The following is a 17,393-nucleotide window of genomic DNA, read 5'->3' on the forward strand; positions in this document are numbered from 1 at the left end:
CTAGTTTTGAGAGAGTCATTCTTTCAAGGTGTTTTTAATAAAATGCCAATAGTCTGGTGGCGATAGCGAAGAGGTCACACCCGTTCCCATGCCGAACACGGTCGTTAAGCTCTTTTGCGCCCATGGTAGTTGGGGGCTTCCCCCTGTGAGAGTAGGACGTTGCCAGGCAAAGTGTAAGCATTCCATTAAGGAGTGCTTTTTTTATTGTTTAATTATAATTATAAACTTAATCAATGAGGATTATTTCATGCCTATACCCTTTTTATTCACCAAAACCAAGAACTAACAGAGTAAAGAATCCTCCCTCGAGACATTTTAATAAAAAAGGGAGGATTCTAACATGAAAAAAATTACTCTAACTGTTGCGGCATTATGTTTAATACTTAGTGGGCTTTCGGGCTGCGGGGCAAACAATCAAGCTGGTGTTGGGATAGATGGTCAGCGGTCAGGTGCTATGGGCGTTGATCAACATGGTACAGGCATGTTAAATGAACGTTACAATGAACAAGTCCATACCTTAGAGGAAGCCGGACTTGGTAACGAACTCCCACAAAATTTTGGTACTGACTTAAATCAAGGACAAGGTGAAGGCTTTTTGGGAACGGAAAGAAATAGACAAGGGCAATTTGGTGTGGCTCAGGATAATGGAGGAATGTACCGAGCAGGGGATCGAAATTTATTATCTGATCATGATCCAATAGCAGGTCCTAACCAAGTCCAAGAAAATCAAGTCACTGTCCAACGTACAATAAAGCAAATTGAAAAGTTAGATGGAGTAAAAGAAGCTCGCGTAAGTGGGAGTGTTATCGAAATTAGAGTAGCGGAAGGAACAAACGAAGAAACTGAAGCGAATATTGAACGTGAAGCCCAGTTATTATCTGGACGTCAAACTGTACGTATTGTTAATAGATATTAAATGAAAGAACCAGGTATTTTATACTTGGTTCTTTTCACTATTGATTTTCTAACTATAACCTTTTTCTACCAAAAATGAAATAGTAAGAGTCACTTCTAAAATTGGTAAGAATGGGAACAGTAACTTTAAAAGGGGTGTAGTTCTATGAATACGTTTAGTCATCACAAGATCATTCAGAGTGAAAAAGGTCTTGAGATTATTTTATATGTAGATCAGCATCTTGAAGAGTTTGCTTTTGAATTGGGAGCTATCCAGGAAAGGAAAAAACAAACGCTAGAGCAAGAAGCATATAATTACATAAAAGCAAAGTGTGCAAATATTAAAGTTCAAGCAGTGAAAATTATGGGTGGTACGATTCTGATTTCCACAATGGTGTTAGGAGTGTTTGAATCAAATGTAGCAAAAGCAGCAGGGACAACACAAAATGTTCAGCAACAACCATACAAAGTCCAAGCTGGTGATACGTTATGGAATATTGCATCAAGGTTTAATACAACAGTTCATATACTAAGGTCCGCTAATCAATTAACTACTGATATATTGCAAGTAGGTCAAACAATTCTTGTTCCAAGTTCCGTTGATACTAACCTTGGTGTTAACATATATCAAGTGGTTGCTGGTGATACACTATCTGGAATTGCAGCCAGATATGGAGTCAGTGTTATCGCATTACGGGAAGCGAATCAATTATCAACTGACTTTTTAAGAATTGGACAGAGTCTTACGATTCCAAATGGTGTTCATATACCTACTCAGCAGCCTGTTACCACAGGTCAAAGTCATCAAGTAGTAAATGGCGATACTTTATCAGGAATAGCGGCAAGATATGGCACGACGGTAAATGCCCTTCGAGAAGCAAATAGGTTAACAAGTGATATCATTAGAATTGGCCAAACCCTCACGATACCAAACGGGTCGCAACCTCCAGTCCAGCAACAGCCTGTAACAACAGGTGCAAGCCACCAAGTAGTAGCTGGAGACACGTTATCAGGAATAGCGGCAAGGTATGGAACAACGGTAAACGCCTTACGAGAAGTAAATAGGTTAACAAATGATATCATTAGAATCGGGCAAACCCTCACGATACCAAACGGACAGCAAGCCCCAGTTCAGCAACAGCCTGTAACAACAGGCTCATCAAGTCACCAAGTAGTAGCTGGAGACACGTTATCAGGAATAGCAGCAAGGTATGGCACGACCGTAAATGCCTTGCGTGAAGCAAATGGCTTATCAAATGATATTATACGAGTTGGCCAAACACTCGTAATTCCAACAAGAAGTGCAGCTACACCGACCTCTACTGCACCTACGGATGTGGTAGCTCCAGTTAATCAAGCAGAGCTAGATTGGCTAGCTAGAATTATCTTCTGTGAAGCAAGAGGAGAACCGGTCCAAGGGCAAATAGCGGTAGCTGCAGTTATTTTGAACAGGGTAAAAAGTAGCTTATTTCCCAATTCAGTTGAAGGCGTCATTTTAGAACGTAACAATGGACATTTTCAATTTACGCCTGTTGGTACTGGTGCCATTTATACCGCAAATCCAACTACTGCCAATTTTGATGCAGCGAGACGTGCTTTAACTGGGGAAGACCCAACGAATGGCTCCCTTTATTTCTACAATCCAAATCGAACGAATGACCAGTGGATTAGAAGTAGAACGGTCTCAACGCAAATCGGGAATCATGTATTCGCTTTTTAATCCAAGACGCAAAGAAGAGCCTCCTTTTTTAAAGGGGCTCTTCCTGAACTTGAGTCAATTATTCTTTTTCTTCTGGATCTTTTTTAACTCTTTTAATTTTGAAAAGGTTCTTTGTTGAAATCTTTTCCTCAGTCTTTTCTACTTTTTTGGAATCCTTTTGCTTATGCGCGTACCATGAAATAATCTTCAAATTAAGCACCACCATTCTTTGATTGCTAGTTTTTTTACGCTTTGTCCATTTATATGTGATAGATTCATGAATATGCTTGTTTCTAACAAAAAGCCTGAATCTCATTAAGAGAATCAGGCTTATCATTTAGTGGATTTTTTCAACGTTAACACGACCAGAGAAGAAGGTCGCTCCACCGCCCATATCAGCTAGTCGGTCAGGTGTTAATGCATTAACGGTTTGTTTTTTACCGGGCATATCCGCCCATAATCCTTGTGTAACGACAACACCAGGAAGAACATTCTCACCAACAGAAGCAGTTAATTCGCAATCCCCGCGAGCATTGAACACTCTAACTAGTTCACCATCTTTAATGCCTAGATGTTGTGCATCCTGTTGGTTCAAATGTAGCTTCGCTTCTTTTTCAAGCTTTATATGCTTCTCGTTATTAGAAAAAGTAGAATTTAAAAAGTTGTGATTCGGTCCTGGTACGAATAAAAAAGGAAAATCACTGTCAGGATTTAAGGGAGTATACGTTGGTAGAGCAGGAAAGCCGTCCTTAAGCATGCGCTCAGAGTAAAGTTCAATTTTACCAGATGGCGTATTTAAATGGTCGAGACGAAACTTTGTACGGTCTGCTTTTAAATAAGTGTGTTTTACTAACGAATCAAAATGAATTCCATTAAGAAATGGATTTTCTGAAAAATTAAGAGCTTGGCGCATAAGCTCCTCATCAGAGTCCTTAAGCGACTCGTCATCAAAATCCAACGCTTTTGCCAGTAATCGAAATACGTCCATGTTTGATTTGCTTTCCCCATATGGCTCAATTACAGGCTGTTGTAGGTGTATGTAATGATGCCAATAGGAAGTGTAAAAATCGCTTTGTTCAAATGAAGACTGCGCTGGTAAAACGATATCAGCATATTGCGCTGTCTCAGTTAGAAATAAGTCATGAACAACAGTAAATAAATCATCTCGTTTTAAACCAGCTCGCACTTTATTATTTTCTGGTGTTACGACAGCTGGGTTGCAACTATAAACAAATAATGAATGTACAGGAGGGTCGGTTTCGAGTAAGGCTCGTCCTAATTGATTCATATTAAAGGTTCTTGTCTTTTTGTTTTCTAATAAGTCAGGTCTTTGTAAAGCCTTGGTATTATAAGCCAAAAAACCACTATTCCCTTTGATAGCCCCACCACCTTTTTCAGACCAAGCGCCGGTAAGGCAGGTAAACAGGAAATGGTTCGGACGATCATTCCACCATTATCATGATGTTGAAGACCATTTCCGATTCGAATAAGAGAAGGTGAGGTTGATCCGTACATACGAGCTAACGTATAAATATCATCAATTGGAACACCTGTGATTTCAGATACAACTTCTGGCGTGTATTGTTTTACATGTTCCTCTAATTCTTTGTAGCCAACGGTAAACTTTTGCATAAATTCTTGATTAACCATATCTTCAGCAAATAAGATATGCATCATTCCAAGGGCAAGAGCACCGTCAGTTCCGGGAAGAATAGGAATGAACCAATCAGCCATGCGACCTGTTTGGTTCTTATGAACATCAATAACAACTATTTTCGCTCCTTTTTTGCGAGCTTTATGAGCAATCGCCATTTGGTGCATGTTGGTACTAACAGTATTTATTCCCCACATAATAAATAATCTCGTTTCAGTCGTTTCTTCAGGATCAGTCCCGAAACTACCACCCATTGTATAAGAATACCCGACACCACCAGCAGTTGAACAAATCGTTCTATCTAATTGGCTAGCACCTAATCGGTAAAAAAAGCGACGATCCATACCTTCTGCGTTAAGGTTACCCATATTACCATAGAAACTATAAGGCAGAATCGACTCAGGACCATGCTCGTTAATTAAGTCACGCCATTTTGTTGCGATCGTGTCAATAGCTTCCTCCCAAGAGATAGGGGTGAAAGCACCAGACCCTTTTTCACCCACTCGTTTTAAGGGTGTAGTTAATCTTTTTTCATCATATAAACGTGAAGCCATATGTCTGACCTTATTACAGATGCTTCCCTGCGTCACAGGGTGGTCGGGGTCACCTTCAATCTTAATTATTTTACCTTCCTGCTTATGTACGAGTAAGCCACATTGATCAGGACAGTCTAGTGAACAGACAGATGGAAAAATGCCATCTTTTTGGCTAGCGTAAGTTTTCATAAATAAAATCCTTTCATTGTAATTAATTACTAGAATTATATCATAGAAGAAATAATAGCTAGCCAGGAAAGAACCCTAGCTAGCTACTTTTTATTTTCATTATCTAATATAAGCTGAGCCCACGATAACCAATAGAATGAATAATACTACGATTAACGCGAAACCTCCGCCACCATGTCCGTAGAAACCCATAATGGAAAACCTCCTTTTTGAGTTGCTATACTATATGGTTATGCTTACCTGTTCATTTTGCTTGGGGAATAACCTAGTTAAAAGCAAAATGTTCAACTGCCTATTATCACAGTTATTTTACAAAAGCTGTACCTACGATAACTAGTAGGATAAACAGCACGACGATTAATGCAAAGTTACTTCCCATCCCTGGGGTTGGGGTTGGATAACCATAACCTTGCATTTGTGGTGCGCCGTAAAAACTCATCAAGAATCCCTCCTTTTTGAGTTATACTACATGCTTATGTAGAAACGAGGAAAGCGGGTGGGCAGTTGTCTAAAATAGGAAAGGTTGATGAATCAGCCTAGAAAAATAAAAGGCACTAAAGTGTTGAGTAATCATAAGTGATATATATATGTGTTGATCAAATCATTTATATTATTTATGGTAAAATAATATAAAGAATACAGACAAGGAGAACGAACATGATTATCGATCCATTAAAAATATTTGTTACCGTTGTAGAACAAAGGCACTTTTCAAGAGCAGCGAAACTTCTAAATTTGTCGCAACCAAATGTTAGCTTACATATTCGCAACTTAGAAAATGAACTAGACACAACCTTATTCATACGATCCCCGAAACAAGTGAAAATTACGGAATCAGGTGAAATGCTATATTTACGGGCAAAAAAAATACTTTCTTTATATGAAGAAGCGAAACAAGAAATTGCTAGTCAAAAACAGATCATTCAAGGGACGATTACGATAGGAGCAAGTTTCACAATAGGGGAATATATTTTGCCGCGGTTATTGGCTGAATATGCTAATGAAAATCCACTTGTCCATGTTGAGGTAACCGTTGGAAATACGGAAGAAGTCATTGAAAAAACGAAAAGCAATGAACTTGATATTGGTTTGATTGAGGGAGAGCGTCACGATTTAAATATAAAAGCCATCCCTTTTATGGAAGATGAAATGATAATCATAGCTCCATCTAATCATCAACTAGCTCAGCTAAGAATGGTGAAACCTGAGATGCTACATGATCAAACGTGGATTTGGAGAGAAAAAGGATCAGGAACTCGGGCATACAGTGATCAACTCATCGCAAACTTGAATCTAAGAGTAAGGCGTTCATTTATCTTTAGTAGCAGTCAAGGAATAAAAGAGGCAGTATCTGCTGGACTTGGGATTGCAATGATTTCAAAATTGACGGTTAAGAAAGAATTACAATCAGGTGAAATTAAACAAATTGATATAAGTGATCGAACGTTCACTCGCCAGTTTTCTATGATTCAGGGAAAGAGAGATTTTATAAATCGAGCCCATGATATTTTCATTGAGAAAATAATGAATGTGAAAGATTAGCTGATTTTTTCAAGAGGTAAGTAACTGTAAAAAGATATGGCATGAAACTTGCATTCTTTAAATGCGTCAGTTTCATGCTAGAATGATAGACAGAATAAAGTAAGCGCATACACGAAGGGGGATTAAAAATGAGAGAAGTTGTAATTGTCAGTGCAGTAAGGACACCTGTAGGAGCTTTTGGAGGAGCGCTAGCAAGTATTTCAGCTGTTGATTTAGGAGTAGTGGCAACAAAAGAAGCCATTAAAAGAGCTGGTATTCAGCCAGAGCAAGTGGATGAGGTGTTAATTGGGAATATTCTTTCAGCTGGACTCGGTCAAAATGTGGCTAGGCAAGTAGCAATTTACGCTGGCCTGCCTGAGACGACTCCGGCAATGGCGATTAATAAATTATGTGGTTCTGGTCTTCGTACAGTCAGTATGGCTGCGCAGTTTATTGCTTTGGGAGATGCTGATGTTATTTTAGCTGGAGGTATTGAGAGCATGAGTAATGCTCCTTATGTGATGCCAGATGCGAGGTGGGGTCAACGCATGGGAAATGCGGAGTTAGTTGATACCATGATCTACGATGCATTAACGGACAAATTCAATAATTATCATATGGGAATCACAGCTGAAAACATAGCAGAAAAATGGCAGATTACTCGTGAAATGCAGGATGAATTTGCATTAAAGAGTCAACAAAAAGCAGAAGCAGCTCAAAAAGAAGGACGCTTTACCGAGGAAATTGTCCCAGTTGACATTCCACAACGTAAAGGTAACCCCATTAAAGTCGATACGGATGAATACCCTAAGCACGGCATGACCTTAGAAAAACTTGCGAAATTACGACCAGCTTTCAAAAAAGATGGAACCGTTACAGCCGGAAATGCTTCAGGTATCAATGATGGAGCTGCAATGGTTGTCCTTATGGCCAAAGAGAAAGCAGAAGAATTAGGGATTAAACCGTTAGCAACGATTGTTTCTTATGGAAATGCAGCACTAGATCCTGCAATAATGGGATATGGTCCAGTACCAGCAACTAGAATAGCACTTGATAAAGCCGGACTTACCATTGATGATCTTGATTTAATTGAAGCGAATGAAGCGTTCGCCGCTCAGTCATTAGCAGTTGTAAAAGATCTTAAACTTGATCCAGAAAAGGTAAATGTTAATGGTGGAGCTATTGCGTTAGGTCATCCAGTAGGTGCTTCAGGAACTCGTGTACTTGTCACGTTATTACATGAAATGAAACGACGCGACGCGAAACGAGGATTAGCGACATTATGCGTTGGTGGCGGGCAGGGAACCGCTTTAATTGTCGAACGAAACTAGTCATAAAAGGGGCTCTTTTTAAGAGTTCCTTTTTTTGTCTATGGTATAATAGACTCAATATTCTAAAAGGAGGACCAGAAGCCAATGAACATTTTAGATACAGTAAACCAAATTACTCGCTCATTTGATCAAGTAGAATCTATCGTACAAGCGCTACCATTCGCGGTGGTCCTAACTAATGAGAAAAATGAGATATTATACCATAATGAAATGTTTGAACAAATGCTTGGCAAAAAAGAGATCGCTTACTTACTTTTACAACCTCTTAAACTACTACTTAACCAAGAGAGTCTTGAGTTTATTCAAATTGGGATGAACTTACATACAGAAATCAATGGTAATCCATATGTTGTGCGTAAAGAAGCGGCTTATGTTCATGGTGAAAAGCATTACTTATATGTCTTCTCTTCTGTTGAACAACTAGAGCAACTATTGAATATAAATCGTGAAAAGAGTGTTCTGCAAGAAACCGTGATGGAATATGCCTATGACGGGAATGCAATCATCGAAGAAAACGAAAGCACTAAGAATGAATTTAAAGAACAAAACAAAGCTTTGTTTAACCTACAAGATATTATTGGGGACAGTTCTTCCCTAATCAAAGTGAAGCAAGAAACAGAAAAAGTTGCCTTGAGCGATTCATCTATCTTACTGATCGGGGAGAGTGGAACAGGGAAGGAATTGTTTGCTCATTCTATACATCATGCTAGTAAACGGTCGTCTAGTTCATTTGTTAAAGTGAATTGTGCGGGAGTTCCTGCTGACTTACTTGCAACTGAATTGTTTGGAAGTGGTTATGGAGAAGGGTCAGCTACAGCCACTCGAATTAGCAAGGTTGAAGCCGCTGATGGAGGCACCCTTTTTCTAGATGAAATTGATGAATTACCTCTTCATATACAAGTGAAATTATTAGATTTTCTACAGGAAACAGAGGTTCAGAATGTCGGTTCAAGTGTAACGAAGAAATTGGGTGTACGCATTGTAGCGGCTACAAATAAAGGACTTGAAGATTTGGTTGAAGAAGGAGAGTTTTCTTTAGATCTTTATAATCGTTTAAATGGAGTCTCTATTCAAATACCTAATTTAATAGAGAGAAAGCGGGATTTAACCATCTTGGTGAATCATTTCATACATAAATTTAACTCGCTCATGCAAAAGCAGGTTAAGCGCTTATCGAAAGAAGCAGAAGAGAAACTTTATCAGTATCAATGGCCAGGTAACATTCGTGAACTCGAGAGTGTTCTTGAACGCGCGGTCAATCTTGTTGAAGGTGATTTGATTGAAGTTACTCATTTGCCAGATAAATTACTCACAACTACTTTAAACCCCATTGTACCTTTGGCAGATTTGATTGAAAAAACGGAAAGAGAAGCGCTACTTACAGCGATAGATCAAGCAAACGGAAATCGCTCAAAAGCTGCGCAACTTCTTAATGTTAGCCGAACCACTTTTTATGAAAAATTAACAAAATACGACTTAGTTTAATCGCTAAATAATATCATTACTAAAAGACTTACTAATTTTGTAAGTCTTTTCTTATAAACAAAAGTTGTTTTAAATTCCTATGTGTACGGAAATGCGAACAAATAAGAATTTTCTAGTCGCGAGCTTTTTTATAATGAAATAGATTTTCTTGAACGTGAGGAGGAAGTTAAAATGAGATTGAAAGGTAAGATAGCGATCATTACGGGTGCAGGTAGAGGAATAGGAGAGGCGACTGCGAAAAAATTTGCTCGAGAAGGTGCAAAAGTATTGGTTGCTGATTTAAACCAAGGAGACATTGACCAAGTAGTCAAATCCCTTACAGAAGAAGGTGGAGAAGCCTTTGGAATGATTGTAAATGTAACCAAACGTAAAGACGTTAAAGCTTTAATGAAGAAGTGCGTGGCATTATTTGGGAGAATTGATATTGTCGTCAATAATGCAGGGATCACAGCGGATGCTCAACTGTTAAAAATGACTGATGAGCAATGGGACGAAGTTATCGACGTTAATTTAAAAGGGGTATTTACGGTTTCACAGGAAGCTGCAGCTGTTATGAAAGAACAAAACGGAGGTGTTATATTAAATGCTTCGTCTATTGTTGGAACATACGGCAACTTCGGTCAAACCAACTACACTGCAACGAAATGGGGCGTAAATGGAATGACGAAAACATGGGCAAAAGAATTAGGCCGTTTTAATATCCGAGTGAATGCGGTGGCACCTGGATTTATCATGACACCAATGACAGCTAAAATGCCTGAGAAAGTGTTGAACATAATGAAAGAAAAATCAGTCATACAAAAGTTAGGTACTCCAGAAGATATCGCAAATGGTTATGCTTTTTTAGCTTCAGATGAGGCTCGATTTATCACAGGAACGATCTTAAGTATTGCTGGTGGAGCAGTGATCTAAGTTAAAAAGCTGTTGTATTATTTTGAAGTTTTTTTCCGGTAAATCCATTAAATAGACTATAATGGAGCGTATAGTTTTCAAAATATGGCTCGGGGCGCATAACCCATTAAAATAACAATGTATGTAATAATTAATAGGGGGAATTGAAATGAAGGTGGTTGTTCTTGGTGCAGGCGCAGTTGGAGGCTTCTTCGGAGGCAAGTTAGCAGCTTGCGGCTTTGATGTAACATTCCTTGTTCGTAAAAGAAGATACGAGCAATTACAAAACACAGGTTTACATATAAAAAGTATTAAAGGGGATTTCTCAATTAAGCCGAGTCTAGCAGTTGATGCGAACGATATAGACCAACCTAAACTTGTCCTAGTTAGTTTGAAAAATTATCATATCGAAGCAGCACTCCCTGAGTTGGAAAAATTAGTTCAAAAAGGTGCAATTATTCTCCCGCTATTAAATGGGATGAAGCATCTGAAGGTTTTAACTGAGAGACTTGGTGCTGAAAATGTCCTTGGTGGTCTTTGTTACATAGAGTCTACATTGAATGAAAATGGGGAAATCATTCATACAAGCGCCTTACATGATGTTGCTTTTGGGGCAATATCTGACATTGACAATTCATTTTTGCAAGACATTAAAGCAATGTTTGAGAAAGCAGAGGTCCCTGTCACATTATCAGAAACGATTTTAGAAGACATGTGGAAAAAATATATTTTTCTCACATCATTAAGTGGAATTACAACCGCAACTAGAAAACCAATTGGTGTTGCTTTAGAAGATCCTGTTACGTTTCAATTTCTAAAAGATTTGGTCAGTGAAGTGTATACAACAGCTCAGACTCATACAAGCAATCTTCCTGAAACAACAGTTGATCAAGTTATTTCAAAATTACAAAGTCTCTCGCCAACAATGACTTCTTCCATGCATCGAGATTTAGAAAAAGGACTGCCAATTGAATTAGAAAGCCTTCATGGCTATTTTATACAACTAGCTGAAGAGGCAAATATTGAAACACCATCAATTCGAGCAATATACTCCTTGCTACATCCTTATGAACAAGGTGAAAATTAATTGAGATATGGTTAGGCGTGGGCAAGATCATGCCTAACCGGATATCAATTTTAAAAAGGAAAATTATAGTACTACTCGTACCAAGTTCATGATACTATTAAAGAAACTAGCATGAATATGAACTAATATTTTTTTATTCTATATATGAATGACTATTCATTCATATGCCAGATCAAATATAAGTATATAGGAGATGATGAGAAAATGAAGGGGAAAGTAGTAATTGTTACAGGTGGAAGCAATGGAATGGGTAAGGCAATGGCTAAGCGTTTTGCGGAACAAGGCGCATACGTGACCATTAGTGGACGCGACTTGGAGAAGTTAGAAAAAGCAAAACAAGAAATAGAAACATTTGAAGGTCAAATTCTCCCGGTCGTAATGGATGTTCGCGATCCTGACAAAGTACAGGAGATGGTAGATAAAACGAAGGAGACATTTGGTACAATTGATTATCTAGTGAACAACGCTGCAGGTAATTTCCTTGTTCGAGCTGAGGAACTTTCTGTTAATGGTTGGAATGCTGTCATTGACATTGTTTTAAATGGAACATGGCATTGTACACAAGCAGTAGCAAAAGAGTGGATTAAAGAAAAGAAAGCAGGAAGTATTACTAATATTGTAGCCACATATGCATGGACGGCAGGACCAGGTGTTGTCCACTCCGCAAGTGCAAAAGCAGGGGTGCTAGCGATGACGAGAACGCTTGCTGTTGAATGGGGAAGCCAATATGGCATTCGTGTCAATGCGATCGCACCAGGCCCAATAGAGGACACAGGAGGAGCGGAGAAGCTGATTTTAAACGATGCCGCATACCAAAAAGTGTTAAAAGGTATTCCAGCAAGACGATTTGGAAAAGTCGAAGAAGTGGCTGGTCTAGCTGCATTCCTTTTCTCAAAAGAAGCGCAATACATCAATGGTGACTGTATAACAATTGATGGTGGACAGTGGTTGAACAACTCAGCTTTTCAATTTTAATTGTTGCAAATAAAGGAATCTATGACTATTAAATTGAAAAAAGTACACGATAAAGCTGAAGGAGTGAATGTACTTGAGTATGGAAAATCCAACGAATGAAGAAATTAAAATATTGTTACATGAAAGCAAAAGGATTGCAGTTGTAGGGCTATCTGATAACCCCGACCGTACGTCATATATGGTATCTGAAGCGATGCAAAAAGCTGGTTATGACATTATTCCAGTTAATCCGACTGCAGACACAATTCTTGGTGTAAAAGCGGTAGCTTCCCTTAAGGATGTTGAGGGAGAAATTGATATTGTCAATGTATTTAGAAGAAGTGAGTTTTTACCAGAAGTAGCAAAAGAAACAATTGAAGTTGGAGCTAAATCATTTTGGGCACAGCTAGGCTTGGAGAATCAAGAGGCTTATGATATGTTGCAAGAAAAAGGTGTGCAAACTGTCATGAATCGTTGTATCAAAGTTGAACACGCTAAATGGAAATAATTTTCAAAGCTCGAGACTTTTTAGAAAAGTCTCGTTTTTTCTTATCAAAAAACTCAAATAAAATAAAGGATAATAGAAAAGGTGTTGCGAATACAGAAATAACCGCTACAATAGATTAAGCAGCACTGTTCTGGAAAAAGAAACATTTGTTCGTTTGTGCTACAATATGTGTAGCATGTTGAAAGGGGTCTCAACTTTGGCGAAAAAACAACATATGGATTATAACGATGATTCAATACAAGTACTAGAAGGACTAGAAGCAGTAAGAAAACGTCCAGGAATGTATATTGGGAGTACGGACTCGCGCGGGCTTCATCATCTAGTTTATGAAATAGTGGATAATTCAGTTGACGAAGCGTTAGCTGGCCACGGTACCCAAATCACGGTTACAGTACATCAAGATAATAGTATTTCTGTTACTGATGAAGGGCGCGGGATGCCGACGGGAATGCATAAATCAGGAAGACCAACACCGGAAGTCATTTTAACTGTACTTCATGCAGGAGGGAAATTTGGCCAAGGAGGCTATGCAACAAGTGGTGGCTTGCACGGGGTAGGTGCCTCTGTTGTGAACGCATTGTCTGAATGGTTGGTTGTTGAAATTAAACGAGATGGCCATGTATATAAACAAAGGTTTGAACATGGGGGTAAGCCTGCGACTACACTTGAAAAAGTAGGAACGACGAGAAAGACAGGGACAACCATCCACTTTAAACCGGATCCAACGATCTTTAGTGCAACAACTTATAACGTTGAAACTTTAACAGAGAGACTACGAGAAGCTGCCTTTTTGTTAAAGGGTTTAAGAATAGAATTAATTGACCTTCGTGGTGAAGGCCATAAGGAAGAATTTTATTTTGAAAATGGAATTGAGGCATTTGTTGAATACTTGAACGAAGATAAAGAGACGATAAGTCCAGTTGTTTTCTTCCAAGGTGAACAACATAATATTGAGGTAGAGTTTGCATTTCAATTTAACGATGGCTATACCGAAAATGTTCTCTCATTCGTAAACAATGTTCGTACAAAAGACGGTGGAACACATGAACTCGGTGCGAAAGCAGCCATGACAAGAGCCGTAAATGAATATGCAAGAAAAACGAAATTACTAAAAGAAAAAGATAAAAATCTAGACGGTTCTGATATTCGTGAAGGGTTTACATCAATCGTTTCGGTCCGAGTACCAGAAGAAAAGTTACAATTCGAAGGACAGACAAAAGGAAAATTAGGAACGACCGAAGCACGATCTGCTGTTGACAGCGTTGTATCAGAAAAGTTATCATTCTTTTTCGAGGAAAATCCTGATGTCAGTTCCATGCTTATTAAAAAATCAATTAAAGCTGCTCAGGCTAGAGAAGCGGCTAGAAAAGCACGTGAAGATGCTAGGAATGGAAAAAAGAGCAAGCGTCGAGACGTTTTATTAAGTGGAAAACTGACACCAGCTCAATCTAAGAATCCACAACGTAATGAATTATATTTAGTTGAGGGTGATTCTGCTGGGGGTTCCGCTAAACAAGGGCGTGACCGTAAATTCCAAGCTGTCCTTCCGTTACGTGGGAAAGTCATTAATACTGAAAAAGCTAAACTTGAAGACATCATGAAAAACGAAGAAATTCGTACCATCATTCATACGATCGGTGCAGGCGTTGGCTCAGATTTCACGTTAGAAGATGTCAACTACGATAAAGTTGTCATTATGACCGATGCCGATACAGACGGAGCGCATATTCAAGTTTTGCTATTAACGTTCTTTTACCGCTACATGCGACCGTTATTTGATGCAGGGAAGATTTATATTGCTTTACCACCACTTTATAAGGTGAGTAAAGGCAGTGGAAAAAAAGAAGTTGTTGAGTATGCCTGGGATGAACGTGGATTAGCTGAAGCTACGAACAAAGTGGGCCGTGGCTATATCCTCCAACGTTACAAAGGTCTTGGAGAAATGAACGCAACACAACTTTGGGAAACGACAATGGATCCAGAGACAAGAACTCTTATCCGAGTTAAATTAGAAGATGCTGCACGCGCAGAGAAGCGTGTAACGACCTTAATGGGCGATAAAGTTGAACCAAGAAGAAAGTGGATAGAATCTCATGTCGCATTTGGTCTCGACGAAGAATCGAACATCTTAGAAAATGAAAACTTAGCTGTCATTGAGGAGGAGTAAGCTTGGCACAAACAGAGCGTTACTTAGACCTTCCGTTAGAAGAAGTCATTGGTGACCGTTTTGGTCGCTATAGTAAATATATTATTCAAGAACGAGCGTTGCCAGATGCGAGGGACGGGTTAAAACCCGTTCAACGACGCATTCTTTATGCCATGTATCGTGAAGGCAACACGGCTGAGAAGCCTTTCCGTAAATCGGCTAAAACAGTTGGTAACGTAATTGGTAACTATCATCCGCACGGAGATTCATCCGTATATGAAGCCATGGTTCGAATGAGTCAGGAATGGAAGCTTCGAAATCTATTAGTAGATATGCACGGAAACAACGGATCAATTGATGGGGATCCCCCAGCTGCAATGCGTTACACAGAAGCTAGATTGTCTAAAATCGCCGCTCAACTTTTACGCGATATTGACCGAGATACGGTCGATTTCATTCCTAACTTTGATGATTCAGAAGAAGAACCAGTTGTTTTGCCAGCGATGTACCCGAATCTTTTAGTAAACGGCTCAACAGGGATTTCAGCTGGTTATGCAACCGACATTCCTCCACATCATTTAGGGGAAGTTATTGATGGTGTTATTATGCAGATGGAGAATCCTTCTACAACATTAGATGATTTATTAACGGTCATTAAAGGCCCAGATTTTCCTACAGGTGGGACTGTTCAGGGACTTGACGGGATTCGTCAGGCATATCGAACAGGAAAAGGGAAAGTAGTTGTTCGTTCGAAAACAGAGGTCGAAGAAATCCGTGGTGGTCGCGAGCAAATCGTGATTACTGAAATTCCTTACGAAGTGGTTAAGTCAAACTTAGTAAAGAAAATGGATGAGCTTCGTTTTGATAAGAAAGTCGACGGAATCGCTGAAGTACGAGATGATACGGACCGGACGGGATTGCGTATTGTCGTCGAGCTTAAGAAAGAAGCAGACGCCGGAGCTATCTTAAACTATCTTTTGAAAAATACAGATTTGCAAGTTACATATAACTTCAATATGGTTGCAATTGCTAACAAAGCACCGAAGTTAATGGGACTTCAGCCTTTAATTCAAGCATACATTGATCATCAAAAACTCGTATTCACTAGAAGAGCCAAATTTGATCTAAAAAAAGCCCTTGATCGTCAACACATCGTTCAAGGTTTGATTAAAGCCATTTCTATCTTAGATGAAGTGATCACGACCATTCGTGCTTCAAAAGACAAAAAGGATGCAAAAGATAATTTAATAACAAAATATGCTTTCACAGAAGCACAAGCTGAAGCAATTGTTACGTTACAGCTTTACCGTTTAACTAATACAGACATTACAACTCTAGAAGAAGAAGCAGCAGAGCTTGAACGTCGAATCCATGAGCTTGAAGCAATTCTAGGTAGTGAGAAAAAACTGATTTCTGTTATCAAGAAAAGTCTTCAAACGATAAAAAAAGATTTTGCTGAACCAAGACGAACGATCATCAAGGAAGAAATCGAAGAAATCAAAATTAACATGGATGTTCTTATAGCGTCAGAAGATGTCATGGTAACAGTTACGAAAGAAGGATACGTCAAACGCACAAGTATCCGTTCGTACGGAGCTTCTAATGGCGAGAACCCAGGCATGAAAGAAGGCGATTACCTTCTTGGCTATTATGAGCTAAATACGACCGAAAACATCTTGCTGTTTACGAAGCTAGGTAACTATTTGTATTTACCTGTTCACCAACTACCAGATATTCGGTGGAAAGACAATGGTCAACATGTGGCGAATCTCGTTAGTGGCTTAGACCGTGACGATGAAATTATAAAAGCTTTACCGGTTAAAGAATTTAAAGAAGATGAATCACTATTGTTTATTACGAAAAACGGCATGGCGAAACGATCTCAACTTACTTTATACCAAGCACAGCGCTTTTCGAAACCGCTTGTTGCGATTAAACTGAAAGACGATGATGAAGTCATCAACATGATGCATACAAATGGGAACGAAGACTTGTTCATCGCAACGAATCAAGGGTACGGTTTATGGTTTAATGAAGAAGAAGTCAATCTAGTTGGTCAAAGAGCAGCAGGAGTCAAGGCGATTAACCTGAAAGAGGGAGACTTCGTCGTTGGTGCTGACACATTCTCACCTGACAACAAAAAAGTTGAATTTGTCATTGTCACTCAACGTGGGGCAGTGAAGAAAATGCTTGTTACAGAATTTGATAAATCAACTCGAGCCAAACGTGGTCTTGTTATGTTGAGAGAACTCAAATCAAACCCACACCGTGTTATCGCAGCAAAATTAGTGACAAAGCAAGTTCATACCTTTACAGTACGGACTAAAAACGATAGTCTCGAAACCTTTGATGCTAAATCGTATCGAAACAGTGATCGCTACAGCAACGGATCGTTTATCGTAGATGTCAGTACAACCGGAGATGTAGTAGAAGTAAGAGAGAACATAGATACCACTTTAAAGGCCGATGAGGAGTAACTCTCATCGGTTTTTCCTTTG

Annotated in this window: 13 protein-coding genes, 1 rRNA gene and 1 pseudogene; 12 read left to right on the forward strand and 3 right to left on the reverse strand. The window is 39.1% G+C overall.

The features are described 5' to 3' along the window. Nucleotides 1-52 precede the first annotated feature (52 nt). From rrf to JCM9157_RS25050, 3 genes are all read left to right on the forward strand, one after another. Nucleotides 53-168, forward strand: a 5S ribosomal RNA gene (gene rrf, locus JCM9157_RS19140). Between the two features lie 172 nt (nt 169-340). Then, a complete protein-coding gene (locus tag JCM9157_RS19145) occupies nt 341-916 on the forward strand; it encodes a hypothetical protein (protein ID WP_035667298.1) in 576 nt (191 codons plus the stop codon). A gap of 144 nt (nt 917-1,060) precedes the next feature. Beyond that, complete coding sequence (locus JCM9157_RS25050) at nt 1,061-2,614, forward strand: LysM peptidoglycan-binding domain-containing protein (RefSeq protein WP_035667299.1); 1,554 nt, start codon at nt 1,061-1,063, stop codon at nt 2,612-2,614. Nucleotides 2,615-2,930: 316 nt separating this feature from the next. Here the strand turns inward: JCM9157_RS25050 and JCM9157_RS19155 are convergent. The 3 genes and pseudogenes from JCM9157_RS19155 to JCM9157_RS24195 all read right to left on the reverse strand — a co-directional run bounded on the left by JCM9157_RS19155 (nt 2,931) and on the right by JCM9157_RS24195 (nt 5,411). Further along, nucleotides 2,931-4,972: pseudogene (locus JCM9157_RS19155) on the reverse strand (molybdopterin-containing oxidoreductase family protein). Between the two features lie 99 nt (nt 4,973-5,071). Continuing rightward, nucleotides 5,072-5,164: a YjcZ family sporulation protein gene (locus JCM9157_RS24190; protein ID WP_081734254.1), complete on the reverse strand. Its 93-nt coding sequence runs from the start codon at nt 5,162-5,164 to the stop codon at nt 5,072-5,074. A gap of 112 nt (nt 5,165-5,276) precedes the next feature. After that, nucleotides 5,277-5,411, reverse strand: a complete 135-nt coding sequence (locus tag JCM9157_RS24195; protein ID WP_081734255.1) for a YjcZ family sporulation protein — start codon at nt 5,409-5,411, stop codon at nt 5,277-5,279. 218 nt (nt 5,412-5,629) lie between these two features. Here JCM9157_RS24195 and JCM9157_RS19160 point away from each other — a divergent pair, with 218 nt between their 5' ends. From JCM9157_RS19160 to parC, 9 genes are all read left to right on the forward strand, one after another. Continuing rightward, nucleotides 5,630-6,514 (forward strand): LysR family transcriptional regulator, encoded by an 885-nt coding sequence (locus tag JCM9157_RS19160; RefSeq protein WP_035667301.1) that lies wholly within the window; start codon nt 5,630-5,632, stop codon nt 6,512-6,514. 128 nt (nt 6,515-6,642) lie between these two features. Continuing rightward, nucleotides 6,643-7,824 carry an acetyl-CoA C-acetyltransferase gene (locus JCM9157_RS19165; RefSeq protein ID WP_035667303.1) on the forward strand — a complete coding sequence of 394 codons (1,182 nt, stop codon included), beginning with the start codon at nt 6,643-6,645 and terminating at the stop codon, nt 7,822-7,824. 84 nt (nt 7,825-7,908) lie between these two features. Then, nucleotides 7,909-9,309 (forward strand): sigma-54 interaction domain-containing protein, encoded by a 1,401-nt coding sequence (locus JCM9157_RS19170; protein ID WP_035667304.1) that lies wholly within the window; start codon nt 7,909-7,911, stop codon nt 9,307-9,309. Nucleotides 9,310-9,480: 171 nt separating this feature from the next. Then, on the forward strand, nt 9,481-10,221 hold the full coding sequence (fabG, locus tag JCM9157_RS19175) for a 3-oxoacyl-ACP reductase FabG (protein ID WP_035667306.1): 741 nt from the start codon (nt 9,481-9,483) through the stop codon (nt 10,219-10,221). 148 nt (nt 10,222-10,369) lie between these two features. Then, nucleotides 10,370-11,287, forward strand: coding sequence for a ketopantoate reductase family protein (locus JCM9157_RS19180; protein ID WP_035667309.1), 918 nt, complete (start codon nt 10,370-10,372; stop codon nt 11,285-11,287). A gap of 204 nt (nt 11,288-11,491) precedes the next feature. After that, nucleotides 11,492-12,262: a 2,4-dienoyl-CoA reductase gene (gene fadH / locus JCM9157_RS19185; RefSeq protein WP_035667312.1), complete on the forward strand. Its 771-nt coding sequence runs from the start codon at nt 11,492-11,494 to the stop codon at nt 12,260-12,262. A gap of 79 nt (nt 12,263-12,341) precedes the next feature. Beyond that, nucleotides 12,342-12,749 carry a CoA-binding protein gene (locus tag JCM9157_RS19190; RefSeq protein WP_035667333.1) on the forward strand — a complete coding sequence of 136 codons (408 nt, stop codon included), beginning with the start codon at nt 12,342-12,344 and terminating at the stop codon, nt 12,747-12,749. 175 nt (nt 12,750-12,924) lie between these two features. Beyond that, nucleotides 12,925-14,916 carry a DNA topoisomerase IV subunit B gene (gene parE / locus JCM9157_RS19195; protein ID WP_439644356.1) on the forward strand — a complete coding sequence of 664 codons (1,992 nt, stop codon included), beginning with the start codon at nt 12,925-12,927 and terminating at the stop codon, nt 14,914-14,916. A 2-nt stretch (nt 14,917-14,918) separates the two neighbouring features. Then, a complete protein-coding gene (gene parC / locus JCM9157_RS19200) occupies nt 14,919-17,372 on the forward strand; it encodes a DNA topoisomerase IV subunit A (RefSeq protein ID WP_035667317.1) in 2,454 nt (817 codons plus the stop codon). Nucleotides 17,373-17,393: the final 21 nt, after the last annotated feature.

It is taken from the genome of Halalkalibacter akibai JCM 9157 (assembly GCF_000513135.1).
GTDB lineage: Bacteria > Bacillota > Bacilli > Bacillales > Bacillaceae_D > Halalkalibacter > Halalkalibacter akibai.

Coding starts and splice junctions, on each gene's coding strand:
- JCM9157_RS19145 (WP_035667298.1), top strand. CDS start 341: ATGAAAAAAATTACTCTAACTGTTGCGGCATTATGTTTAATACTTAGT.
- JCM9157_RS25050 (WP_035667299.1), top strand. CDS start 1,061: ATGAATACGTTTAGTCATCACAAGATCATTCAGAGTGAAAAAGGTCTT.
- JCM9157_RS24190 (WP_081734254.1), bottom strand. CDS start 5,164: ATGGGTTTCTACGGACATGGTGGCGGAGGTTTCGCGTTAATCGTAGTA.
- JCM9157_RS24195 (WP_081734255.1), bottom strand. CDS start 5,411: ATGAGTTTTTACGGCGCACCACAAATGCAAGGTTATGGTTATCCAACC.
- JCM9157_RS19160 (WP_035667301.1), top strand. CDS start 5,630: ATGATTATCGATCCATTAAAAATATTTGTTACCGTTGTAGAACAAAGG.
- JCM9157_RS19165 (WP_035667303.1), top strand. CDS start 6,643: ATGAGAGAAGTTGTAATTGTCAGTGCAGTAAGGACACCTGTAGGAGCT.
- JCM9157_RS19170 (WP_035667304.1), top strand. CDS start 7,909: ATGAACATTTTAGATACAGTAAACCAAATTACTCGCTCATTTGATCAA.
- fabG (WP_035667306.1), top strand. CDS start 9,481: ATGAGATTGAAAGGTAAGATAGCGATCATTACGGGTGCAGGTAGAGGA.
- JCM9157_RS19180 (WP_035667309.1), top strand. CDS start 10,370: ATGAAGGTGGTTGTTCTTGGTGCAGGCGCAGTTGGAGGCTTCTTCGGA.
- fadH (WP_035667312.1), top strand. CDS start 11,492: ATGAAGGGGAAAGTAGTAATTGTTACAGGTGGAAGCAATGGAATGGGT.
- JCM9157_RS19190 (WP_035667333.1), top strand. CDS start 12,342: ATGGAAAATCCAACGAATGAAGAAATTAAAATATTGTTACATGAAAGC.
- parE (WP_439644356.1), top strand. CDS start 12,925: ATGTTGAAAGGGGTCTCAACTTTGGCGAAAAAACAACATATGGATTAT.